This is a genomic window from Vibrio sp. 2304, from assembly GCF_033339475.1.
Lineage (GTDB): Bacteria > Pseudomonadota > Gammaproteobacteria > Enterobacterales > Vibrionaceae > Vibrio > Vibrio alginolyticus.
In genome coordinates this window covers 99,404-119,818 of sequence record NZ_JAWOUQ010000010.1, presented here as the reverse complement: position 1 = coordinate 119,818, position 20,415 = coordinate 99,404, and the positions used below count along the sequence as shown (strand labels likewise).

The following is a 20,415-nucleotide window of genomic DNA, read 5'->3' as shown; positions in this document are numbered from 1 at the left end:
CAGTCATGTCCTCAGGCGTAACGACAAAGGTTAAGCTCCGCATTATCCATCACTTTTGTTTTTTCACCTTTCATTACGCTTGCTAGCAATTGACCTGAACCACAAGCCATCGTCCAGCCCAGAGTTCCGTGTCCGGTGTTAGTAAAAAGGTTATCGTATTTAGTCGCGCCGATAATTGGTGTGCCATCAGGCGTCATTGGCCTAAAGCCGCTCCAAAACTCAGCTTGGCTGAAGTCACCACAACGAGGAAAAAGATCACGGATGACCATTTCGATGGTGTTTTTGCGCTTTTGTGGAAGGGAAGCATCAAACCCTGCTAATTCTGCGGTGCCAGCTACGCGAATTCGGTCATCAAATCGAGTCATAGCGACTTTATAGGTTTCATCCATCACAGTAGATCGAGGAGAGAAGTGTTCATCTTCCATCGGGATGGTGAGTGAATAGCCTTTGACAGGGTAGACCGGAATATCAATATCGAGTTGCTTGAGTAGCGCTGTAGAGTAGCTGCCAGAGGCCACCACATATTGGTCTGCTTTAAATTGTCCTCGGTTCGTTTGGACACCTATGATCTTTTTGCCTACTGTAACCCAATTGCTTACTTCAGTATCGAACTCAAATCGGACACCGTGTGCCTTAGCAAGCTCCGTTAGTTGTTGGCAAAATTGATGGCAATCGCCCGTTTCGTCATCAGGTAGATGCAAGCCACCAATCAGTTTGTCTTTCACAAGTGCAAGCCCTGGCTCTTGTTCAATACATTGTTCGACGTCCATTAGCTTAAATCGGGTTCCGCTTTGTTCAAGGAGCTGCATGTCCTTTTCAATGGCTTGCAGCTGTTGATGTGTTCGGAATACTTGCAAGGTCCCAAACTGACGTCCTTGATACTCAATGGCGTGTTCTTGGCGTAACTGTTCTAAGCAAATACGGCTGTGGTTGGCGATCGAAAGCATGCGAGCCTTGTTAACTTGATAGCGAGGTAGGGTGCAGTTCGCGACCATTTTACTTGCCCAGCGGATCATGTCGGCATTCAGAGTGGGTTTGATTTTAAGTGGAGCATGCTCCTCCATTAACCACTTAATGGCTTTAACAGGAACACCAGGCGCAGCCCAAGGCGAAGAATAGCCATATGAGATCTGCCCGGCATTGGCGAAGCTCGTTTCCATGGCACTGCTTGCTTGGCGGTCAATGACGGTAACTTGATAGCCTGCTTGAGATAAATACCAAGCAGAGGTTAAGCCGATAACGCCGCTGCCTAATACGATGACTTCCATTGATGCACTCCACACATTTATCAGAGTGCTCAGTTTCTTTTCTTTACCTTTTGTTAACAATCGATATAAATTACACACAGCGTTTAGAAAAACTATAGGCTCAAGGATGAAAAGTAATCTGATAAGTGGCTTGTGTCTATTTAGCCAAGTCGCGGAGTACAACAGCTTTACTGGTGCTGCAAGACATTTACACCTCACCACTGGTGCCATAAGCCAACAAATTATTCATTTGGAAGCGTTATTAGGTTTTACTTTATTTGAACGCCACTCTCGCGGTATTCGTTTAACCGTAAAAGGCACTCAGTTACACCAAGCGACGCAGTTTCACTTTTCGGAACTGAGCAAATTGCTTGATGAGCTCAAAGTAGAAAAGCAAACCAATGAAATTCGTTTGAAGTTGACGCCTTCTTTTGCTTTCAAATGGTTAGTCCCAAAGCTCGAAAGCTTCCATCATGATAATCCGGATATCCAAGTACAAATCTTTGCGGAAGGTGCGCTGGTAAATAGTGAGATAAAAGACTATGACGTCGCAATTGACTATGGTCTTCATCCTTATAGAAATGCTAACGCGGAGCTGATTTTGGATGAGCATCTGCTACCGGTGATGAGTCCAAAATACCTTGAGGATCATGGCTGGCTAAAAACGTTGTTTGGTGAGCAAAAAAACTCAATGCCAGTGAAGCAATGGCAAGAGGCGACGCTACTACACGATGCGATGCCATGGGAAAACGCGACGCGTGACTATGAGTGGCTATATTGGGCGTCAGCGATGGGGTTGGATTTTAAAACCGATATCGGACACTTTTTTAATCGAACGGATATGGCGATGTCTGCAGCCGAAGCAGGCGTTGGGATTGCGATGGCACGAATGGCACTGATTGAGGATGAATTGACGACAGAGCGTTTGGTTTCTCCATTCAAACCGATTCCTGCCAATGCAGGGTATTACTTGATCATGAACACACGTACGAATGCGACAGAAACGTTTCGTCACTGGTTACTTGGACAGTTGAATTAGCGTTTTATCTCTGTGATTCATCCCTACGTTATTTGTTGAAAAATTGGGCAAGATAAGTTTTAAGCAAGGTAAGTGCTTTGCTTGCCGCTATTTGAGTGATGAAAGACAGGGAAGAACATGAAAGACGAAACGCTATCCATCCATTTTGGTTACGAAACTGACCCTACCACTAAATCTGTCGCGACGCCGATTTATCAAACAGTCGCGTACGAGTTTGACAACGCGCAGCACGGCGCTGATCTGTTTAACTTGGAAGTGCCGGGGAATATCTACACTCGCATCATGAATCCGACTAACGATGTTCTGGAAAAACGCATGGCGGCGTTAGAAGGCGGCATTGCTGGATTGGTCGTGAGTGCGGGGAGTGCAGCGATTAACTATGCAATTCTGACCTTAGCGCAAGCGGGCGATAACATCGTTTCTACGCCGCAACTTTATGGCGGTACTTATACCTTGTTTGCGCACATGCTCCCAAATCAAGGTATTCAGGTGAAGTTTGCTAAAGATGACAAGCCAGAAAGTTTGGCCGAATTAATTGATGAAAATACCAAAGCGGTGTACTGCGAGAGCATTGGTAACCCTGCGGGTAATATCATCGATTTAGAACGTGTGGCGGAGCTTGCTCATGCACAAGGCGTACCTGTGATTGTGGATAACACCGTTGCGACGCCAGTGCTTTGCAAACCCATCGAATTTGGTGCGGATATCGTAGTTCACTCTCTCACTAAATACGTTGGTGGGCATGGCACCACATTAGGTGGCGTGATTGTGGATTCAGGTAAATTCCCTTGGGCGCAGCACAAAGACCGCTTTCCTGTTTTCAACCAACCAGAACCTTCTTACCACGGCGTGGTGTATACCGAAGCGTTTGGTGAAGCGGCATTTATCGGGCGTGCGCGTACCGTACCACTGCGTAATACCGGAGCCGCATTATCACCGATGAATGCATTTATGCTTATGCAAGGGCTAGAAACGTTACCGCTGCGCATGGAGCGCCATACCGAGAACACACTCAAAGTGGCTGAATTCTTGGAACAGAATGACAAAGTCAGTTGGGTAAGTTATGCCGGATTGCCAAGTTCTGAACACTTCCATCTCGCCGAAAAATACATGAAAGGTAAGCCTTCTGCGATTTTGTCGTTTGGTTTAAAAGATGGTTATGACGCTGGTGTGCGTTTTTATGATGCTTTGAAAATCTTTAAGCGTTTGGTGAACATTGGCGATGCAAAATCATTGGCTTGCCATCCTGCATCGACGACTCATCGTCAATTGAGCGAAGCAGAACAAAAACAAGCTGGTGTGTCTCCAGAGATGATTCGTTTATCGGTGGGTATTGAACATATTGACGATATTCTAGCCGATTTAGAACAGGCACTAAACGCGTAAAACGATTCTGTTTTTAGCTTTGGGTTACCCATAGGCCAGCCTTTAAAAAAGCTGGCCTATTTTTATTTTATTGTTTAAATATCAAGGGTTTTAGTGTTTTTGGGTTGTGGTATTCCAAAAGCTCATGGTGGGTGAAATTTATTCCCTTGTCGCATTTGGGGTTGTTCCTGATGATGTGTGCAAATCTTACACATTGGAAGGGACTCAAATGTCTTACGTATTTCACCGTCATTGCCATGCCACGTTGCCAATCATCGATAAAGGTGAAGGTGTTTATCTATTCGATAAACAAGGGAAACAGTATCTCGATGCTTGTGGCGGCGCTGCGGTATCAAACCTTGGCCACAGTCATCAAGCCGTTAAAAAAGCTATGTTGGAACAGCTCGAGCGAGTGCCGTTTGCTCATACTGGATTTTTTACTAGTGACAGCAGTGAGCGACTAGCGGAATTGATTTGTCAGCATATGCCTGAGCAGTTCAACCATGTGTATTTAGTCAGTGGCGGATCAGAAGCGGTGGAGTCGGCACTAAAAATGGCGCGGCAGTATTTTGTGGAATCAGGTAAGCCAGAGAAGAAGCAATTCATTGCGCGTCAGCAAAGTTATCACGGCAATACGTTGGGAGCTCTGGCGGTCGGTGGTAATGAATGGCGACGTGAACCGTTCAAACCTATCTTGCATCCGAGTCATCACATTGCCCCTTGCTATGCTTATCGTTGTCAGCAGAGTCATGAGTCGGAATTGGATTACTCATTGCGAGCGGCGAATGAACTAGAGGCAAAAATTCTTGAGTTGGGGGCTGAGAATGTCATGGCTTTTGTCGCTGAGCCCATTGTGGGAGCCACCGCTGGAGCTGTGCCTGCGACTCAAGGTTACTTCAAACGTATTCGCGAAATATGCGACCAATACGATGTGTTATTGATCTTGGATGAAGTCATGTGTGGCGTTGGGCGAAGTGGCAGTTTTTTTGCGTTTGAGCAAGAAGAGGCAGAGCCCGATCTGGTTTGTATGGCTAAAGGGCTTGGTGCGGGTTATCAACCTATTGGCGCGGTGGTTGCGAATGATCGAGTCTATCAAGCTATTGCTGATGGAAGCGGTTTTTTCCAACATGGTCATACCTTTATGGCGCACCCTGTAGCGTGCGCTGCTGCCGTGGCGACCATTCAAACCATCTTCCAAGATGATTTATTAACGGCGGTGAATCGGCAAAGTGCTTTGCTGCGTAATGAGCTTACTTCTGCATTGGCACATTTACCGTACATTGGCGACATTCGTGGTAAAGGCTTGTTTGTTGGCATTGAGCTGGTGGCGGATAAAGAAAGCAAGGCGCCTCTGAGTAAAGCCACATTGGCAGACAAACGCATCAAACAGCGAGCAATGGAAAATGGCTTAATGTGCTATCCAATGGGCGGAACGATTGATGGCGTTAATGGGCACCATATCTTGCTTGCGCCGCCATTCATTATTCAGCCTCACCATATTGATGAGCTAGTTGGCAAACTCTCATTAACGCTAAAAGAGGTAGCGAAGGAATGGAATTAGAAAATCGATGTATACGAGAGCCTATCGCTATTATCGTGGCCCCAAACGGTGCAAGAAAAACTAAGCACGATCACGCCAGCTTACCCATGACAACAGACGAACTGGTTGCAGAGGCTATCGCTTGTCAAACGGCAGGGGCTGCCATGATCCATTTGCATGCTAGAGACGCCAACGGACGTCATTCATTAGACATCGACGACAACATGGCAATTTACCATGCCGTGAAAGAAGCGGTGGGAGAAACCATGATGGTTCAGCTCACCACAGAAGCGGTGGGTTTATATTCTCCGCCACAACAGAGGGCGTTAGTCAAAGCTGTGAAACCTGAAGCGGCTTCTTTCGCATTAAGGGAGTTAATACCCGATCGCGCAAGTGAGAAAGAAGGGCATGCCTTTTTCCATTGGGTGGCAGAACACAACATCGTGAGCCAAATTATTCTCTACGATGCAACCGACATTGAACGTTATTTCCAACTGCGTGATGCGGGCGTGTTACCTAAAACGCATCAGCATGCATTAGTGGTGTTAGGGCGTTATCACCAAGCTCAACAGTCTTCGCCATGGGATTTACGAGGTTTGAATTTGGCGCGTTTTGTCGAGGAAGAAATTCGATGTGCCATTTGTGCTTTTGGCGCGCGAGAGCAAGACTGTTTAGCGAGTGCGATGTTACTTGGATTCGATGTGAGAGTGGGGTTTGAGAATAACCACGTCGATGTGGCAGGCGAATTAGCAATCAGTAACGCGGCTCAGGTGGAAGCTCTACGCGATGTGGCGCATCGTTTTGCTATTCCTTTACACAGTGCGCAAAGTTTGCGTTCAGCTTTGAAGTAAATCTGCTCGCGGAAAAGAAAAAAAGAAGAAAGGAAAGTAAAAAGGCTCCATCGGAGCCTTTTCGGTATTTGTCGTTAGTTCTCAGTTTGCGCTACAGGTTGACGAGCGGGATGTTTGATAAACACCGCGACAACAGCCGCTATCGCTAATGCAAAACAGTAGTAAGAATTGGCAACTACTTCAAGTGGCGATAGGTTGAATACGGAACCTAGCAGCAGTACTTGAGCACCGTAAGGCAACACGCCTTGCACCACGCATGAGAAAATGTCTAACAAGCTTGCTGAGCGGCGAGGAGATACATTATTCTCTTCCGCCAGTTGGCGAGCAACGCTGCCCGATACAATGATGGCTACGGTGTTGTTTGCCGTACAGCCATTGACCATTGATACCAAACCTGCAATACCCAGCTCGCTTGCACGACTGTTCGCATGCTTAGAGTGACTAGAGCCAAACGCGTGGATAAGGCTACTAACGAAATTTGTTAGAAAAGCAAGACCACCTTGGCGACGCATCAGTTCACTCAAACCACCAATCAGCATGGATAACAAGAAGATCTCTTGCATGTTACCAAAGCCTTTGTATACGTCTTGGGCTAGATTAGTTAGTCCGTAATTGTCAATCGATGCCAAGCTCACGCCGCCAGCCAAAAGAATGCCAATCGACAGAACCACAAACACATTCACACCAGATACCGCTAGGATCAAAATAGTGATGTACGGCAAGACTTTTAGCCACTCAATATCGCCAGTTTCAGGCACTTGAGTCGCGGTACTGTTGAAAGCGAACACTGCAATCGCGATCAACGCCGCAGGTAAAGCAATACGAATGTTCTCTTTAAACTTGTCTTTCATCTCACAACCTTGAGAGCGTGTCGCCGCGATGGTGGTGTCAGAGATGATAGAAAGGTTATCACCAAACATAGCGCCGCTCAGCACAACGCCTGCGGTTAACGGTAAGCTCATTCCTGCTGATTCAGCAATCCCCAACGCTACGGGGGCAACGGCTGCGATGGTACCCATCGAAGTCCCCATTGCTGTTGCGATAAAAGCAGAAATCAGAAAAATGCCCGGTAAAATCATGCTGGTTGGAATAGCGGATAAACCAAGGTTCACTGTTGCATCAACACCACCAGAGGCTTTTGCTACCGCAGCAAAGGCACCTGCAAGCAGATAGATCATACACATTGCGATGATGTCTGGGTGGCCAACACCACGCATGAAGTGTTCGATTGAGCGGTTAAGTTTCTCTTTACTTAAAAGAAACGCAATGATGATGGCTGGTAATACCGCGATGGGTGCAGGCAGCTGGTAGAAGGCAAATTCCACGCCTTGCAAAGATAAGTAAGTGCCTACGCCAATAAATAGCGCAAGGAATACAATTAATGGGATCAGTGCGACCGCAGACGGTGCAACTGTTTTAGTAGTTTGTTGGGAACCGGACATGTAAACGACAATGTTAATGATAAGAGAGAAGAGCAGACTAATATCACATTTCTACATTGTCAACGTCTAGACGTCTAAATGGCTGTTTAAATTTTACACGTAAAGAAAAAGATAAAAGCTCGTGTTGCGTATCTCACTGATACCACGAGCTTTAGTTATGCGCTAATGAAGAGACTGTTGTTATTGCATTGATTTGGCTTTTTTGCGTTTAACAATACCTAAAACCATCCACGTAAATAAGACAGCAGCAAATGCCCATACCAGATATTTGTATTCGGTGTACAGGTTGCTCAACACGCTTAAATGTTCAAATGCAAAGTGAGTTAACAAGCTGAATACCAATACCCAAACCGTCGCCGCGAGGGCGTTACCGAGCAAAAACTCTCTACGTGGCATTTTCGCGATACCGCATGCAAGAGGCATAAATTGCTTCATTCCTTCAATAAAGCGGCTGACCACCAAGCACGTAGGGCCGTATTTCTGGATAGTCAATTGAAGCGTTTGCATCTTCGGGCCGGAAATGTAGCCTTTTTTATCTAACCACCCCTCAAAGTAATAACCGATTAAGTAGCCACAGGTATTACCAAAAAAGCAGCTCAGCCACGATACCATCATTACCATACTTAGGTTCATGACTTGTTCTGACGAGAGCAAAGATGCCGCGATCATCAGTGATTGACCAGGCATCGGGATACCTATCCCTTCTAGAAATATACTGACAATCAGCGCAACGTAGCCGTATTGCTCAAGCAAAGGCTTCATTGACATGAGAAGTTCGTTAATATGTTCCAAAAGCTTTCCCCTAATAAAAGCGGAACGAAGTTGGAGTGATACTCCGAATGTCCTATTGGGTCAATTCTTGTTTCTCACCGTTGAGAAAAACTGACATGCCTCTGATAATTGCGCAGAATCAACCTGCAGCTGGCTTTACTCGCCGCCACGCTCTTTGGTAGCGGCGAACTAGGGAGATCCTTATGACTCTTTGGCTTTGGTGAATGCGCCATACAAATCAAGGCGGCGATGACGTAAGTTGGTGACAGAGCCTTCGGTATTAAGCTGTTTCAACTTAGTCAAATCAACATCAGCGAAGATTATCATTTCGGTGTTGGCGCTTGCTTCTGTCAAGGTCGCATCGTGTGGGAAATAGATATCCGACGGTGAGAATACGGCAGATTGTGCGTACTGGATATCGACATTATCAACACGAGGTAAGTTGCCGACACTGCCCCCAATTGCAACGTAGCATTCGTTTTCGATGGCTCGTGATTGGGAACAGATTCGTACTCGTTGGTAGCCATTTTTTGTGTCTGTCCAGAAAGGAACGAACACAATTTGTGCGCCTTGCTCGGCGAGCATTCTTCCCAACTCTGGGAACTCGCTGTCATAACAAATCAGTATGCCGACTTTGCCTGCATCGGTTTCGAACACCTGAACATTGTCACCACCGTCGATCACCCAGTCTTTTTGCTCATGGGGCGTGATGTGAATCTTATATTGAGCGTTTATTTCACCATCTCGTTGCAGTAAGTAGGCCACATTATACAACTTGCCATCTTCGATGACGGGCATACTGCCAGCAATAATGTTGATGTTGTAGGTGACTGCCATCTGCGAGAAGCGGTTTTTGATCTCTTCTGTAAAACTAGCCAAAAAGCGAATTGCTTCGACGGAATTTTGGTCGTTTTGCAAGCCCATCAGCGGCGCGTTAAAGAATTCAGGGAATAGGGCGAAATCGGCTTTGTAGTTCGCAAGAGAAGAAATGAAGAACTCAGCCTGATCGAGCAAGTCCTCTAAGTCATTCATGGCGCGCATTTGCCACTGCACAACACCAATACGAATCAGCGTTTTTTCTACATCATGTACGGATTGAATATCCTCTTCGTAGAAGAAGTTATCCCACTCCAGCAGAGTTGCGTAGCCTTTAGAAGCACTATCCTCTGGCAAGTAACCACGCATAATACGTTTGACATCGAAGTCGTTTGCAAGCTGAAAAGACAAAATAGGATCGTGAAGCTCACGGCGTTTTATCTTGTCGATGTATTCAGCCACGCTCAGTTCGTCAGCATATTTGTGGTAATTCGGGATGCGACCACCGGCTAAAATTGCTTTGAAATTCTTACTCCGGCAAAGTTCTTTACGCGCATCATACAGACGGCGACCTAAACGCAGCCCACGGTAGTCCGGGTGAACAAATACATCGAGACCATACATGGCGTCACCGGTCACTTGGTTTTGGATGACGTTGTTCTCGGTGATGATGTCGGTGTATAGGTGAGGAAGTGAAAATCGGTTGTAGTCCACTTTGATTGTTAGCGCTGCGCCGACAATTTTTCCGTTATCCTCAATACAGATTTGTCCATCAGGAAACTGATGAATGAGATCCATGATGGTCAGCCGTGGCCATGAGCCACCAACATCAGGAAAAACAAGGTCCATTAATTCCGCGAGCTCTGGGTAATCGGTCGGCTCAATGGTGCGTAAAGAGAGTCTTGGCGTGTTGCTGTCCATATCCTACTATCCATTTATCCTTTTTAAATAGTATGGATGAGAATGCCATAAATTTGAGCAGACAGATACCGAAGTCTTTGAGTTGTTTGGTTTACCTAAACGAGTTTAAAGAAACAACATTAACTTAGCTTGCTCTTCAGCCATTCGTGAAATGCCACTACTTTTTTAGCTGAAAGTCGATAATTTGGAATCATCACGTAATAACCATAACCGCTCTGTAAAGAGAGGTTGAGAACATGCTGAATGTCCCCTCTTAAAATCGAATACTGCGCCATAAAATCAGGAAGCAAGGCGAGCCCTTTTCCCATTCTGACAGCTTCGCAAGCTAGGTAAAAATGTTCGACGCCTACAGGTTGATAGGTAACGGGAGATTCTACAGTGTAGACAGTTTTAAATTGCTCCCATAGCTGAGGGCGAGTGATTTGAGGTATAAACGGATAATTACTAACAGCGTGCACACTCTCAATTGCAGGAGCATTTGTGCAACCGACTAATAACAATGTTTCTTCGCACAGTAAGTGGCTGTATTCATAATGTGTGGATAATGGAAGGCAGCGAATATGTAAGTCACTTTCGTTGCTCGAATCTTTGACGTTCCCATCCCCGGTACAGACTCTTACTCGGATGTTAGGATGTTGCTGGTGGAAGTCATCAATATTAGGTATCAACCAAAGGCTGGCAAAAGAAGGGGTTACGTCCACGGTGAGTAATTCTTGCTTTGAATCTGACTGGATTAAGTTGGCAGTTGCATGCTGAATAAGCTCCAAAGCTTCTGTGACTTGCGGCAGATAACGCTTGCCTTCTTCGGTTAACTCAATACCACTCGCCCTTCTTTGTATTAAAGGTAAACCCACCAATTGCTCCAGCGATGCGATTTGTTTGCTTACTGCGCTTTGCGTAATACATAGGGCATCCGCTGCTTTAGAGAAACTGAGGTAATTAGAGACCGCGACAAACGTCCTTAATGCTCGAATAGAAGGGTATTCACTGCCTTTTAACATACTTCAGTTCCATTAAACTCTGCTTAGGCAAAGAGTAGAGTATTCACGGCTTGAAGCAAAGTAAGATGCAACGTATGTGTGATTAGCTTCCTTTCTTATAAAAACTAGCTAAGCGTTTTTTGACTGATTAATCTACAAGAGTATTTTAGATGTTTATTTAATTTCTTTGAAAAATCTACAAATTAACAAGAATCTTTTTCACATCATCGATTAACCTCAATTTAGTATTGTTTATATAAAGTAAACAGACAGCTCTTTTTTCTATTTTTGTTCGGCGACCTTTAGAGGATTGTCAGTATTCTATAAAATTAAATATATTTTTCATTAATTTAAAGTTGGCATTGCATTTGCCCTTTACTATTCGAACCTTCAATGGAACTTATATTAGGAGAACGAAATGAAAAGCAATGTTGTTACTTTGATTAGCCTTTTTTCTTTAGCAACGTTTAGTACTTTATCACATGCTGCGGACTCCAACGATCATGGTGTATATGTTGGCGCCAACTACGGTTACTTAAAAGTTGATGGACAAGATGACTTTGATGATGACAGCGATGTTATTCAAGGTTTAGTTGGTTACCGTTTTAATCCTTACTTAGCGTTGGAAGGTGGTTACATTGATTTCGGTAGCTATGGTAATAACCTAGCAAATGCCGAAACGGACGGCTATACAGCGGCTCTAAAAGTTACCGCTCCCATTGCTGATCGTGTCGACCTTTACGCAAAAGGCGGTCAAATGTGGTACTCGACGGATTACAACGTTGCGGGCTTCCAAGGCAACAAAGATGATGAAGGTGTATTCGCTGGTGCCGGTGTTGGTTTTAAAGTTACTGATAACTTCTTAGTTAACGCAGAATATATGTGGTACGACGTAGAACTCAATGCGGAGAATGTCGCGAACGGTGCAAACACGGAAACAGACTTTAACCAAGCATCACTAGGTGTAGAGTATCGCTTCTAATATAGTTAGCCGTGCTGAACTCAATAAAAGTGCGAAGCAAAATAGCTTCGCACTTTTATTATTTATGATTCAAATAATTTAAGACCGATGAAGCGTATATATAAAACGATGGCTAATTTATTTTATTGTTACTCCAGGGTATTTAATACGTTACTAGCATGACTGTCTAGCCTTTTTACTAACCTTGAAAAACAAAGCTTTATTGCTCTACAAGTAATATTAGATAGGTTAATTTCCGCATTGCCTGACATTACATTTATGTGGCCTATAATACCGCGTACGTGTTCGTTACGTTCATTTTTTAGCTCTGAAATTAGCTAATTGAACCCAAGTAGCAAGGCCTACGGTCGCATCTGTTGTATTATATGACCCAGACCTGAAATTCTTAGTAAAGTCAAAGTTGAAGAGACTATTTTACTTACCCAACCATCAGTCATCCGAGCGTTATATCTATTGTTGAAGTCAAGAAATACGTTGTGTTCTAGATAAGTTTAAGGCTTAGATTGTAGTGCCGATCACTCATTACTTGTAGCGTTATTGACATAACCCGGAACAGATTTTTTCCTAGTCCATGAGCGTGGAAGTCGATACCAGAACCTCCTTCTAACCGATACTCAATATCCTCCGTAAATAAATGGCCAAAGAGGAGACATAGGAACTGGAGTTGTATCATGAGTGCATTGTTTAATTTCCATACAAGTCAGAGTCTATATAACCAAATAAATTACATTGGCTGTTTACGTAGTAGTCATCGTTTTCTTCATCATCAATTGAAAAAGCAAAGTACTTAAGAGGGTTCTCAGTGTCACAAGCAAGGTTAGCCATGTTATTTTTTACGTAATCCTCTATTTTATAACCATCAAAGCTTCCTTCCCAAATAATAGTACTTTCATCATTGCTGAGTTCTGCGACTAAAACAATAGTTACATAGTGTTCAATAAGAGGAGTGCTTATGATGTTTTTATTTTCATAGACTGGAGAAAACTCAAAGCGACCAGTACTGTCTGTGAATGTTGATAAGTCTATTGATTTCCCTGACGTGCTTAAACCAATACTAAGGCTAACCTTCAGGCTACTAAGGGGTTTTCCTTTCTTTGTTAACACACCATTGACTTGCGGTGTGTATTGATTAACGTGTTCGTCATTCAATTTACTTTCTTCAAAATTCATTACAATGCTCACTAATATGACTGTAATAATTCCAGCAACTTAATTTTTCACAACAATATTTTCATTTTGAAATTTAAAAATCTATATATGTTGTGTTTCTGTTCAATATCTAAGGTTAACTTTGTGATTAGAGTTACATTATTTTTTGTAACTACTGTTTGTAGTCATTACATCTATAGAGTTGTAATGAAACAAGCGAGTAGGGACTAACAATGAATGCATCAATCAATTCATCGAGGGAGATGAGTATAGACTTTAGACTTAGATCTAGTTATCTCTTAGAAAGGATAGGTAAGCAGAAGACTTTTAAGTTGCAGGGCTTTTAGTACCATGCTCTCTGCCTTTTTGATTAGTACTTATGAACTTCTTGTTTACTGATTAATACTCAACGAGTTTGTAAACCTACATGGGCCAAAGGTATGCGGTAATCTATGTAGTAAGATTTCAGAAAGCATGAATGTTTGAAAAAAGAGACTATTTTAGTTGATACAAAAAAGGCCACCCGAAGGTGGCCTTTTCCAAACGTTTGGTGGAGCTGGCGGGATTCGAGAGTTCGTCGCCTTTTTCTCTGTAAGTCTCTGATATACAAGGAAGGTACACCAGTGGTTTACTCGAAATGTAGCACACCTTGTAGAACACTGCTAGTTCGGTTCAGTTCCCACTTTGGGAGTTGAATTGAAGCTGTGGGAGTGGCTCAGCGTTTACCTTGCTACTAGCGACGAGACAGTTTGCTGTTTAACGTCGGAGTGTCTTCTTGTCAAATATATATTAGTTATCCCCCCTCAAAAAAAACAACAGTAAGCCCACAAGCAAGACTCGCTCTCTTGGTTCTCATTAATGGAATTGTCGCAGCCGTTAATGCCACAACTCACTAACTCTCACAGTATGTTTTTTACGCCTTCTCTCATATTTCACTTAGCAGAGCACTATGACTCTTAATGGTATCGGTTAGTTAGTAAGCCTTATGAGGCCGAAGTTGTCGTATTGATTCAGGTTATAGGATGAATGTCATGATGGTTCCATAGAGAAGGAGTAAGGCATGATGGTGTATCGTGCGCAGCAAGGAAGAACAAGTAAGCATACCTGTAGAACCACAGCTCGGGTCGCTAAGGAGGTTGGCGAGAGCTGTCGGTAATGATGAGGAAAAAGCTAGAACGTTAAGGAGTAAGGTGGGGAGAATTATCATGAGTCTATTGATGCATAATGATGATATGATGAATTGATGAGGTAAGCGAAAGGAATGGTTATTAATGGCAATCTACGAACTCTACTCTACCAGAAACAAAGCGAAGTACCCGGAAGTCTACCAGTATACCGAGGTGAGCGATAAGCTAAGAACTCAAGTGGCACAGATTCTGGTTGCGGCGATAGGTACTCGAAGTAATTGTGGATACCAAACTCCATCGGATGAGGCATATGCTGTAATTTTCAACGTTTTAAAGAGGGAGTATGGTGAGTCTAGCTTAGGAGGATGCTACATGGGGAGTGCTTCTTGGTTGGAGAAATACTTAGTAGACCATACGCCGACAGAGGAATTTATCGATGTTTTAGAGTTATCTTGTCGCTTGATTGATAAGCACGTTCGACAAAACTGGGCAAATTTTACTTGCAATGATAATGTCTCTCAAAAGCCTGATGATGCTCTAGAAGAATTAAATGAGCGTATGAAGCGCGCAGGGTTTGGCTATGAGTACACTGATGGCGTCATCGTTAGAATTGATGAGCAGTACATTCATGCGGAAGTTGTAAAACCAGCACTGCTTATACTACAAGATTTTAAAGGCGCTCAAGAAGAGTTCCTTTCTGCACATGAGCATTATCGACATGGTAACTTTGAAGAGTGTATTACGGATTGCTGTAAATCATTTGAGAGCTTAATGAAGTCGATCTGCCACGAAAGGGGGTGGATTGATGACAGGGAGCACGACCAACTACCAGCGGCTAAGTTGATTCAGAAGTGTATTGAGAATGAGCTTGTGCCACTGTACATGCAGAACCAGTTCGCCTCATTTAGGCAGCTACTTGAGTCAGGTGTGCCGACTATACGTAATAAGTCAGGTGGTCATGGTGCTGGTAAAGAGGTTAGAAATATACCGCAAGGACTAGTCAGTTACACGCTACATTTGACGGCAACTAACATTGTGTTTCTGGGTAAGTGTTACCACGAAACTAAATGACCCTAGTGAGTGCTATGCTATGACAACTTAGTATGGCACTCATACAATACTGACAAATCCTAGATATTAGGGGAAAATTAGTTTAAAAAAATCAAAGCCCTTTTCTTTTAAACTTGTACTGGACAATCCCCCCATCCCCCCAGAGATGTTTGGCTACTAACTGCCGAAAAGTTCTTACCTTAACTTTACAATTGGATGCAATAGATTATGCCCAAATGCATACACTCTAAGGGTGTTATTTTTGTATGCTTTAGGTGTTGACTTGTCGATATGCATACAGCAAGTTAAGCATACAGTAACCTAAAGCACTCGTTCGAGGTATGACAATGACAACTCAATCCAATGACAGCAACTCAATGGTCTTTGCTTATGTCCGTGTGTCGACTAAGGAGCAGAACGTAGATAGCCAATTGAGTGACATCTCAAAGCTCTACCCTGATGCGGAGATTACGACAGAGAAAGTGTCGGGTACTGTGCCAGCTAAAGAGAGGGCAGGGCTATCGGTTCTTCTTGGTAAGCTACGTAAAGGAGATACTCTAGTCGTATGGTGGGTTGACCGTTTAGGGCGTGACTATCGAGACGCTGAATCGACTATACGTGAGCTTCTCGACAGGGGTGTGTGCATTAAGACTATCAACCAAGGTCTGACGTTCTCATACTCAAGCAAAGATGATGAAATGCAGAACATGGTCACTGACATCCAGATTACCATGCTCACGGCTATGGCTGCGGCAGAGCGTAAGAATCGCTTAGCGTCGGCTGAGGCTGGAAGACAAGCGCTTAAAGCTAACCCTGCGAAGTGGGCTGAGAAGTTCCAAGGACGCAAAGCTAATACCAAGCAGCATCAGCGTATCATTGAGTTGTTACTTGAGGGAAAGTCTATCCGTGGTGTCGCTCAGGAGCTTGGCTGTAATGCAAGTACCGTACAGAGAGTGAAGAAGAAGGCGGTTGAAGCTGGCACCGTGTTCTAAGTGTCGGCTGTTTGAACAATAAGTACTCACTTAGCAAGCTCTTGCGTGACCATATTCAAGTTATTGCACTCACTAGTGACTACACATAACACAACCAAGTTGAGTTTCGGTATCTTTAGCTCACCTTAAGCACAAAGGAGCATTGATATGAACGACGTCTTAACTATTAAAGCCTCTAATCATCTTGATACTCAAACGCTGCTTACAACGCAAGACTCGCAGCTTCACCAAGAGGTGTGGGGGCATGTTAAAGCGTTAGTAGAGCTTGGTGTCTTTGAGGACGCTACAAATGGCATTGAGAATGTCTTAGCGCCTTACATGGCGGAGGTTAACGCCGAGCTTATCTAGGTCACTTGGGCGGGTGCAACGCCTGCTCTTGTCTGTCTTAGTTGGGTCAAACCATCGAGGTATCAACGCTCTCCTCCCCTGCCTTTACGCTCTCTTTGAGTCTCAACGCAATGCCAATCGAATTACGACTGCCTATAGGGCGCAGCCCGATACGGTGAGTCTGACAGGATGTTAATAACCTGTAATTACGACTGCCTATAAGAACAAACCCAATGCGGACTGTAGCCGCCAAACCACAGCAAGAAGTCACACATCAGAGTCACGCACTGAGTGGGCTTCAAGGCCATCACCTCGTTACCTCTCGGCTTCATAGAGAGTGAGTCTTAATGCCTTGGGCAAGCAGAGAGACAAAGAGCAATACATGCACCAGACGCAAAGCTTAAGAGTTCTCTTTATCTTTAAGGGAAGCTTTAAGCTTGTAAGACGTGCTGGTGTAGGGCGTGGATACTTAAAGTCTGTCTTTAAGATGTGATTGTAATTATTAACAATAACAATCACTTACTTAGAGCTTAACTTAAAGTAGTTCTTAGAGAGACTTTAAGCTCTGCGCCTTCCTATCAATCATCGTCCTTTCTACCCAACCCTAAGTAACTACTCAATGCCTTTCTTATATATGTTGCAGTCTTGCAGGATTGTTCTGTAATTTATTGTTTTTAAAGGACTTGATATGACGTATGTAAACAACTCAAAGCTGAAAGCTAAGCTTGCTTGTGCACTTGAGTACTCAGACCTTAGTCGTCGCCAGATGGCCGTCTTTGATAACGCCTGTCGTTTGTCTGGGGTAGGTCGAGGGCTGTCTAGAAGCCGAATCTTTCGATTGCTTCAGACGCTCGATACACTTACCTATGACAGTCTTGAAAGGCGTCTTAATGTCAGTCTCAAAGCACTAAGCCGCGAGTCGTATTCAAAGCGCACCATTGCGTTGTACTTATCTGTTTGCCGTAAGGTAGCGTCTCAGTTAGCACAAATGTATGGGATACCTCGTCATGAGACAACAATCCCTGAAAGTGAGTCTCAGTACTGGCTCAGTGTTAGCGACAAGCGAGTCTTTACTGTTGCTGAACGAATGCTACCGAAAGGGGCAAAGTATCTTATCGTGTCGATGTCGACGCTTGAAGAAGCTCTAAGGCTCAAGCCTCGTACTATTCGAGAGTCGCTAAAGCGGCTTGACCACCACGGCTATATCGTGTGTTTAGGTGGTGATGAAGGTGCGAACTACAGCATTACCTTTAAACGCTCGATACATGCCACATCAGCGCTATCACTCCAAGCAGCCTGATTAACCCTCAGATCTCCACAACCCACAATAGGCCACCACAAGGTCTACTTCACTTCAAACCCAACGCTTAACCGCAAAGCCATGCTGTCAGCTAGTCACTACGAGTCTTTCGTTGGTGTAGTTGGCTATGTGGGGCTTTCGGTGTGGCTTTACGATTAAGGACTCAATATGAATACACAGCTTCAAACGATACATCTATTACACAACGCTCAGCACCCACTAAGTATCTATTGCGATGGTTCAGCACCAGACAATCAGCACGGGTGTCTTCAAGGGGGTGTTGGTGTCGCTGTTTACGACGCTCTTGGACATTGCATTCAGGAGTACTCATCCTCCGTTCGCAGGGCTGGTGGTGTCACCAGTCAAAGGGCTGAGCTTCTGGCTCTCATCATTGCCTTACTTGTAGCTGGTGAGGGGGACAATGTCTTTAGTGACAGTCAGTACTGTGTGCGGGGCTTCAATGAATGGCTTGATAGCTGGAAGCGTAACGCTTGGCGCAACTCAAGCAAGAAGCCTGTCGCTAATCAGGACTTATGGATGCTGATAGATGAGCTTAAAGCTATTCGTCCACGTGTTAGCGTTGAGCACGTAGCTGGTCACTCTGGCGTCAAAGGTAATGAGCATTCAGACTGCTTAGCGAGACAAGCAGCCGAAGGTAAAATGTAAAATGAAAGGTAACACTTGGGTAGACGTCAGGTGTTACCTTTTAATTTGTACTAGTTAGGTAGTACATAGGGCTTTATGTCGAAGTCGAACGTAATGTTGTCCAATATAGGAGCTAATGCTGATGCGACATAAGCTTTACCATACCGTCCAAACGTTTCACCTCCGTCCCCATGACCCACATAGGCTGCTGCATGACTGCGGGATACGCCTGATTGCTTCAGGGCGTTGATGAAAGTGTGCCTGAAAGAATGGTAAGCCTTATGTTCGTTCTTGGCGTTAGGCAGCACTTTGTCACGGAAGCGAGCAAACCATTTGGATGGTGCTTGTCCATACCCATCTCTTCCTCTCTTAAGCTCAGGAAAGACGCGCTCATGAGTGAGGTTCTGTACGTAGTCAACGAACCCTAGTTCAATTAATTTAGGGTGCAGTGGAATAGTGCGAATTGAACTCATATTCTTGGTTTTCTGGTCTTCTTGAGTATTGGTGATGGTCATAGTCCAAAGTCCGCTCTCATCATCTCTACGAACGTCACATACATGCAACTGACACAACTCGTTGAGACGAGCACCTGTATAAAGCCCTAGTACAGGTAGCCAGTAATAGTGTGGGTGTTTACTCTCACCTCCTTGGAAGTATGGATGCTGAAATAGGGTCTTTAAGTCAGACTCAGTGAACGCGCTACGCTCATCAGATGCCTTTTTCTTGGTCTTTACTTTGAGTCCTTTAAAGGCATTCTTGGACGCGTACTCATTCAACACGCACCAGTCGAAGAATGAGCTAACACCAGTCATTGTGTCATTTGCTGTGCTCACTGCCATCGGTGTCGGTTTGAGAGCAATGACATCATCAACAGATAATCCCTTAAAGCTCGACACTTTGTTGAGGTTCGCTGGTAACTGCAAGAGTTTATCCTTGAACATCAAAGCATCAGCACGCTTGAGAGAGTCAATAGGACGGTCGCCCAAGATGTATAGCATGAGTCGCATACGAGCCTTGTAGCTTTCAAAGGTCTTGGGTTGCATGTTGTCTTTTTCTCTATCCTTGAGGTAAAGCTCTACGCATTCAGATAACAGCAAGCTTTGATGTTCGCTCTGCGTAGGAGCTTGCGTTCCCCTTAGCTCATGAAGGTAGGCATCAGACGCATTAGGTAACCCAAGACGCTCTGCCATCACATCTGTGAGCTGAGTAGTTAATGAGGATAATCCTTGTATCGACTTTCTACAGCTCTCGATGACAAGTTGTCTTTGAGTTTCAAATGGCTGCTCTACAAAGTACTCGTAGTGCTCTGACTCCATCGCACCCTCAATGATACGCCATGAGCGCGAAAGCTTGGCGTCATACTCACTCAATCTACTTTCGGCAAGGTCGCACATTAGTTCGCATAAATCATCTCTCATTGCCTCAATACCCGTAAAGACGCTCTCACGCTCCTTTAGTGGCGCAGTAAAAACTTGTGCGTGTAGTAAGCTCTGAGTTCCTACTAGGTTGCCAGACGTCGCTTGAGTGATTTCTTTGTGTTGAGCTTGGCTAGCTTTGACGTCAACGAGCACCTCAAGTGGGTTACTTGCGTAGCCTTTAGGTTTGCTTGTCGTTGTTGCGAGAGTCTCATACTGCGCAAATAGGACGTCATGCTCTACAGATAGCTGACGCGCTCTAACACGAGCTTCTGCGACAGACTTGGTGCGCAGTGAGATTTTGATGGACTTTTTGTTGCCAAAGAATGGCTGAGAGTGGGTTGGGATACGGCGTTGATAGTACCAGTTACCGTTTGCCCGTTGTGTCATGTGCAAAGTGTCATCTCCGTCCATATGTAGAACAGGATGTACCTCAATTTCTCTTTTCATAGGCAT

At 44.5% G+C, this 20,415-nt stretch carries 17 protein-coding genes; 10 read left to right on the top strand and 7 right to left on the bottom strand.

Annotated features, from left to right (window positions below; all coding sequences use genetic code 11):
* Positions 1-11 precede the first annotated feature (11 nt).
* Entirely contained in the window at positions 12-1,268 is a 1,257-nt protein-coding gene (locus R7P64_RS18250) for a D-amino acid dehydrogenase (protein WP_318119020.1), read from the bottom strand.
* Positions 1,269-1,374: 106 nt separating this feature from the next.
* Here R7P64_RS18250 and R7P64_RS18245 point away from each other — a divergent pair, with 106 nt between their 5' ends.
* The 4 genes from R7P64_RS18245 (at position 1,375) to R7P64_RS18230 (ending at position 6,042) form a co-directional block, all read left to right on the top strand.
* Positions 1,375-2,286 carry a LysR substrate-binding domain-containing protein gene (locus tag R7P64_RS18245; protein WP_132937057.1) on the top strand — a complete coding sequence of 304 codons (912 nt, stop codon included), beginning with the start codon at positions 1,375-1,377 and terminating at the stop codon, positions 2,284-2,286.
* A 117-nt stretch (positions 2,287-2,403) separates the two neighbouring features.
* On the top strand, positions 2,404-3,672 hold the full coding sequence (locus tag R7P64_RS18240; protein WP_005381677.1) for an O-acetylhomoserine aminocarboxypropyltransferase/cysteine synthase family protein: 1,269 nt from the start codon (positions 2,404-2,406) through the stop codon (positions 3,670-3,672).
* Between the two features lie 208 nt (positions 3,673-3,880).
* The gene (locus tag R7P64_RS18235) at positions 3,881-5,212 is read left to right on the top strand and encodes an aspartate aminotransferase family protein (RefSeq protein ID WP_318119021.1); all 1,332 of its coding nucleotides are present in this window, start codon (positions 3,881-3,883) and stop codon (positions 5,210-5,212) included.
* Positions 5,203-6,042, top strand: a complete 840-nt coding sequence (locus R7P64_RS18230; protein ID WP_213898598.1) for a 3-keto-5-aminohexanoate cleavage protein — start codon at positions 5,203-5,205, stop codon at positions 6,040-6,042. The genes R7P64_RS18235 and R7P64_RS18230 overlap by 10 nt, the downstream gene beginning before the upstream one ends.
* A gap of 74 nt (positions 6,043-6,116) precedes the next feature.
* Here R7P64_RS18230 and R7P64_RS18225 read toward each other — a convergent pair whose 3' ends face one another.
* The 4 genes from R7P64_RS18225 to R7P64_RS18210 form a co-directional block, all read right to left on the bottom strand.
* Positions 6,117-7,484 carry a Na+/H+ antiporter NhaC family protein gene (locus R7P64_RS18225; RefSeq protein ID WP_017635705.1) on the bottom strand — a complete coding sequence of 456 codons (1,368 nt, stop codon included), beginning with the start codon at positions 7,482-7,484 and terminating at the stop codon, positions 6,117-6,119.
* Between the two features lie 180 nt (positions 7,485-7,664).
* Positions 7,665-8,252 (bottom strand): DedA family protein, encoded by a 588-nt coding sequence (locus R7P64_RS18220; protein WP_005383738.1) that lies wholly within the window; start codon positions 8,250-8,252, stop codon positions 7,665-7,667.
* A 204-nt stretch (positions 8,253-8,456) separates the two neighbouring features.
* Complete coding sequence (locus R7P64_RS18215) at positions 8,457-9,992, bottom strand: bifunctional GNAT family N-acetyltransferase/carbon-nitrogen hydrolase family protein (RefSeq protein ID WP_005381670.1); 1,536 nt, start codon at positions 9,990-9,992, stop codon at positions 8,457-8,459.
* A gap of 119 nt (positions 9,993-10,111) precedes the next feature.
* Positions 10,112-10,993 carry a LysR family transcriptional regulator gene (locus R7P64_RS18210; protein ID WP_005381669.1) on the bottom strand — a complete coding sequence of 294 codons (882 nt, stop codon included), beginning with the start codon at positions 10,991-10,993 and terminating at the stop codon, positions 10,112-10,114.
* 397 nt (positions 10,994-11,390) lie between these two features.
* On the opposite strand from R7P64_RS18210, the gene R7P64_RS18205 reads away from it, so the two are divergent.
* Entirely contained in the window at positions 11,391-11,954 is a 564-nt protein-coding gene (locus R7P64_RS18205; protein ID WP_005381668.1) for a porin family protein, read from the top strand.
* Positions 11,955-12,638: 684 nt separating this feature from the next.
* Here the strand turns inward: R7P64_RS18205 and R7P64_RS18200 are convergent.
* Complete coding sequence (locus R7P64_RS18200) at positions 12,639-13,124, bottom strand: DUF6795 domain-containing protein (protein WP_318119022.1); 486 nt, start codon at positions 13,122-13,124, stop codon at positions 12,639-12,641.
* A gap of 1,250 nt (positions 13,125-14,374) precedes the next feature.
* Here R7P64_RS18200 and R7P64_RS18195 point away from each other — a divergent pair.
* From R7P64_RS18195 to R7P64_RS18175, 5 genes are all read left to right on the top strand, one after another.
* The gene (locus R7P64_RS18195) at positions 14,375-15,301 is read left to right on the top strand and encodes an STM4504/CBY_0614 family protein (protein WP_025562107.1); all 927 of its coding nucleotides are present in this window, start codon (positions 14,375-14,377) and stop codon (positions 15,299-15,301) included.
* A 326-nt stretch (positions 15,302-15,627) separates the two neighbouring features.
* Positions 15,628-16,272, top strand: a complete 645-nt coding sequence (locus tag R7P64_RS18190; protein ID WP_198556790.1) for a recombinase family protein — start codon at positions 15,628-15,630, stop codon at positions 16,270-16,272.
* 147 nt (positions 16,273-16,419) lie between these two features.
* Positions 16,420-16,620: a hypothetical protein gene (locus R7P64_RS18185; RefSeq protein WP_005479249.1), complete on the top strand. Its 201-nt coding sequence runs from the start codon at positions 16,420-16,422 to the stop codon at positions 16,618-16,620.
* Between the two features lie 667 nt (positions 16,621-17,287).
* Positions 17,288-17,899, top strand: coding sequence for a hypothetical protein (locus tag R7P64_RS18180; RefSeq protein ID WP_029838792.1), 612 nt, complete (start codon positions 17,288-17,290; stop codon positions 17,897-17,899).
* 168 nt (positions 17,900-18,067) lie between these two features.
* Positions 18,068-18,565, top strand: coding sequence for an RNase H family protein (locus R7P64_RS18175; RefSeq protein ID WP_151514555.1), 498 nt, complete (start codon positions 18,068-18,070; stop codon positions 18,563-18,565).
* A gap of 50 nt (positions 18,566-18,615) precedes the next feature.
* Here R7P64_RS18175 and R7P64_RS18170 read toward each other — a convergent pair whose 3' ends face one another.
* The gene (locus tag R7P64_RS18170; protein WP_318123793.1) at positions 18,616-20,349 is read right to left on the bottom strand and encodes a DUF6538 domain-containing protein; all 1,734 of its coding nucleotides are present in this window, start codon (positions 20,347-20,349) and stop codon (positions 18,616-18,618) included.
* Positions 20,350-20,415 lie beyond the last annotated feature (66 nt).

Coding starts and splice junctions, on each gene's coding strand:
- R7P64_RS18210 (WP_005381669.1), bottom strand. CDS start 10,993: ATGTTAAAAGGCAGTGAATACCCTTCTATTCGAGCATTAAGGACGTTT.
- R7P64_RS18245 (WP_132937057.1), top strand. CDS start 1,375: ATGAAAAGTAATCTGATAAGTGGCTTGTGTCTATTTAGCCAAGTCGCG.
- R7P64_RS18200 (WP_318119022.1), bottom strand. CDS start 13,124: ATGAATTTTGAAGAAAGTAAATTGAATGACGAACACGTTAATCAATAC.
- R7P64_RS18170 (WP_318123793.1), bottom strand. CDS start 20,349: ATGACACAACGGGCAAACGGTAACTGGTACTATCAACGCCGTATCCCA.
- R7P64_RS18230 (WP_213898598.1), top strand. CDS start 5,203: ATGGAATTAGAAAATCGATGTATACGAGAGCCTATCGCTATTATCGTG.
- R7P64_RS18215 (WP_005381670.1), bottom strand. CDS start 9,992: ATGGACAGCAACACGCCAAGACTCTCTTTACGCACCATTGAGCCGACC.
- R7P64_RS18190 (WP_198556790.1), top strand. CDS start 15,628: ATGACAACTCAATCCAATGACAGCAACTCAATGGTCTTTGCTTATGTC.
- R7P64_RS18250 (WP_318119020.1), bottom strand. CDS start 1,268: ATGGAAGTCATCGTATTAGGCAGCGGCGTTATCGGCTTAACCTCTGCT.
- R7P64_RS18195 (WP_025562107.1), top strand. CDS start 14,375: ATGGCAATCTACGAACTCTACTCTACCAGAAACAAAGCGAAGTACCCG.
- R7P64_RS18175 (WP_151514555.1), top strand. CDS start 18,068: ATGAATACACAGCTTCAAACGATACATCTATTACACAACGCTCAGCAC.
- R7P64_RS18235 (WP_318119021.1), top strand. CDS start 3,881: ATGTCTTACGTATTTCACCGTCATTGCCATGCCACGTTGCCAATCATC.
- R7P64_RS18180 (WP_029838792.1), top strand. CDS start 17,288: ATGACGTATGTAAACAACTCAAAGCTGAAAGCTAAGCTTGCTTGTGCA.
- R7P64_RS18225 (WP_017635705.1), bottom strand. CDS start 7,484: ATGTCCGGTTCCCAACAAACTACTAAAACAGTTGCACCGTCTGCGGTC.
- R7P64_RS18205 (WP_005381668.1), top strand. CDS start 11,391: ATGAAAAGCAATGTTGTTACTTTGATTAGCCTTTTTTCTTTAGCAACG.
- R7P64_RS18220 (WP_005383738.1), bottom strand. CDS start 8,252: ATGTCAATGAAGCCTTTGCTTGAGCAATACGGCTACGTTGCGCTGATT.
- R7P64_RS18240 (WP_005381677.1), top strand. CDS start 2,404: ATGAAAGACGAAACGCTATCCATCCATTTTGGTTACGAAACTGACCCT.
- R7P64_RS18185 (WP_005479249.1), top strand. CDS start 16,420: ATGAACGACGTCTTAACTATTAAAGCCTCTAATCATCTTGATACTCAA.